This is a genomic window from Hydrogenophaga sp., from assembly GCF_030656115.1.
Classification (GTDB): Bacteria; Pseudomonadota; Gammaproteobacteria; order Burkholderiales; family Burkholderiaceae_C; genus Hydrogenophaga.
The window spans coordinates 1-3057 of sequence record NZ_JAUSOO010000001.1 but is presented as its reverse complement, the minus strand read 5'-3'; the positions used below and the strand labels follow the sequence as shown (position 1 = coordinate 3057).

Annotated in this window: 2 protein-coding genes; both read right to left on the bottom strand. The window is 60.5% G+C overall.

From position 1 onward, the window contains the following. Positions 1-174: 174 nt before the first annotated feature. Positions 175-1290, bottom strand: a complete 1116-nt coding sequence (locus tag Q7J58_RS00010; RefSeq protein WP_304821599.1) for a hypothetical protein — start codon at positions 1288-1290, stop codon at positions 175-177. A 179-nt stretch (positions 1291-1469) separates the two neighbouring features. Continuing rightward, complete coding sequence (locus Q7J58_RS00005) at positions 1470-2720, bottom strand: IS110 family transposase (RefSeq protein WP_304821596.1); 1251 nt, start codon at positions 2718-2720, stop codon at positions 1470-1472. Positions 2721-3057 lie beyond the last annotated feature (337 nt).

Sequence of the window (3057 nt, the reverse complement as noted above, 5' to 3'; positions counted from 1 at the left end):
GAGCAAGGTTTGCTCAGCGTGAAAGAACTGTGGTGCAAGGCACAGGGCTATACGGCAAAGAAGAAAAGAGGGAAGGCTTCGTCGAGCGAGCCGACTTGTTGAACCGCCCACTGCGGACCCGCACGGTGGGTGGTGTGGGGGGCGACGGTTAGAAGCCGTTGCCTACCTACCCGATTAGGCATCACTCGGCGTATGGGGACGAGAGATGTATTCCGCCATGCCTTCGAAACCGCTCACCACTGTGCAATCGAGGAACTGATTGAGCGCGATCCTGGGGTCAGACAGGAGTATCGCTAACCTTCGGTCTGTCAATAGCGCATCGGCCACAGGTAACGCAGCCGCAGCAACTGTGAAGTCGCTTGGGTCACCATCTTGGTAGCGACGCTGAGGGTCGAAGCGCATGAGCCCGTACAGCGAGGAGAGGATTCGCATTGTGGGGAGCGCTTTCGTCCGGGGCACCTGGTGCCAGTGGTACATGGCTGCTGCTGCCAGTTGTAGTACCTGCTTCGGATCTAAGGATGTTTGCTCGCCGATACACCAAGCCTCTATGCACCCCTTCAGTTCAAGCAAGATACCGGTGTTTAGATTGGGCACCTCGTCTTGGTGCAACTGCTTCCCGGTGTTTAGTTCGGCGGTTGATCGAGAGTTGCTCCACTTTGGCCCGGGCGCTGAGCGAGCGACCTGAAGTTGAAGCGAGAAAGGTAGCTCCGAGATCGTGTCGAAGAACGCCTTGTTGAACGTGTTCTCATCGATGAGCGCAGCCATTTCCGGGGCGAATGAGGCTGCAGGGATTCCCAGCAGTTCAACGGGAGACCGAAGGTAACTTGATCGGTCTTCCTGGAGGTTGAAGTCGCCAGCACGAAGTTGATCGAGTTCCATCCCGATGCACTCTGGAAATGGCGCGACGCAGTAGCCCTTCGATAGATCGTCGACGAGAGTTACCAGCGCGTTGTGGGTGTCCTCACTTGTCATGGAGTCAAGTTCAAAGAACGTCGCTAGCCCGATCGGGAACACAGTGTCACCACGAAGCAGCGCTGCGCGCGTGGCAAGTGCGAAGTCCTGCATGGCTGACGTGAGTTTCGGCTTCTGTTGCTCAAAGTCGGCAAGGCACTTCCAGGCATTTGTATCCAGATAGACGATGCGTTTTCCAGTCACTCGCGCGGCGCGTACTTGACGCATCCATCGCACATGTTGGGCGAGGCTGATCGCCGGCGTCGCGCGATGCCGATCCACGTTCTTGCCCAAACGGGCGGCAGACGACGCGATGAGTTTATCGAGAGTGGTGGGCATAGATGGCTGGAGGTGATGCCTAACGCCCAGGTTAACCGGCAAAAATGCGAAGCATTTTTGTCCGCGTTGAACCTACAGTTACCGTGAAAGCCAATCCAGGTAACGACGTGCGAACCCCTGCCGACCCGCAGCAACGAGATAGAAACCGCTGGGCCCGACCCCAGGAATTCAGCGGTGAATCAGATGGCGGCGAGGGCCGCAGCGCCTGCGCTGGCAGTGGGCCACTTGCCGATGGCCTTGAGCTGCTTGATCCAGCGCGGAGCGTTCTTCTTGGCGCTCATGGCGGCGTAATCGATGGCCTGGTCGAGATAGGGCTGGCGCCGCGACATCAGGATGTAGATCAGCCGGATCATCTTGTGCGCCACAGCCACGATGGCCTTCTTGTGCGATTTGCGCACCATCAGACTTCGGTACTTCGAGGCCAGCGTGCTTTTGGTCATGCGCGCGGCGTTGGCGCATTCGCACAGGATGTAGCGGATGGTGTTGTTGCCATGGCGCGTGCGCCCAGACTTGCGTTTGCCCGCGCTCTCAAAGTTGCCCGGGCTCAGCGCGGCCCAGCAGGCCAGGCGCTCAGGGCTGCCAAAGCGCGTCATGTCATCGCCAATCTCGATCAGTATCAGCGCGGCTGCAGTCTGGTCAATACCCGGAATCGTCTGCAGCAGACCGTGTGCCCAGGCGTAGGGTTGCATGGCACGCATCAGGTAAGCGTCGATGTCGGCCAGTTGGCGCTGCAAGGCGTCGATGCTGTCGCTCAGGTGGCGCAGCACGAACAGGTGGCGCTCGCTCAAGTCACCGTCCAGGCTGGCGGCGAGTTCCTCGGTCTTGCGCTTCAAGGCGCCCCGAGCATGGCCCAGCAGCACGGCCTCGGACTCGCCCTCAATGAGGCCACGCACCATGGCGCGGGCCGAGACGCCGTGGATGTCGCTGACCACCGCGCCGAGCTTGATGCCCGCGTCATCGAGCATCTTGTGCAGCCGGTTGATCTGGCTGGAACACATCGAGTTGAGTTTGCGCCGGTAGCGAGAGACCAGACGCAGCTCGCGCAGATCGCGAGGTGGAATGAAACTGCCGCGCACCAGGCCGAAACGGGCCAGCACGGCCAGCCACTCCGAGTCGAGCATGTCGGTCTTGCGACCGGGCACATGCTTGATGAAATGGGCGTTGACGACCCAGGCGGTGATGCCCGCGTTCTCCAGGTGGGCGTAGACGCTCTTCCAGTAGATGCCGGTGCTCTCCATGACCACGAGCTGAACCTGCAACTCGGACAACCAGGCGGCCAGGGCGCGGCAGTCGCGCTTGAAGCCGCCGAACTCCCGACTGTGCTTGCTCACCGAGCCGTCGGGCTGCTCGATGAGAACCGTGACCACATGCAGCATGCGGTGCACATCGATACCGGCCACACGCCGGTGCAAGGGGGAAAGACCTTCCATGACGATGCTCCTGTGGGTAAAGTGCCGTGTAAAGTCAGCATTGGCACGCAGGAGCGTCACCCGTGGCCGGTGCGAAACACCGGTGAGCTGAAAGACTCCTCGAACCGTGAGCGGTTCGGGCCTCTTTACCGTACGTGCTGCCACCCGCTCCACGGCAATGGAGCCGGCAGCGCAACAGTCGGGGGTACGAGTCAGCTCGGTGCAGGTCCGGTTAGGCACCGGGGTCGGGCCTTCATTCGTTTTGCGACCTTTTCGCACCTGCGTGCCACCTCACATGGTGCACTCAAACTCGGCTTTCATGCTCGGGGGCGAGTGGACCAACTCATGATTGGTTAGG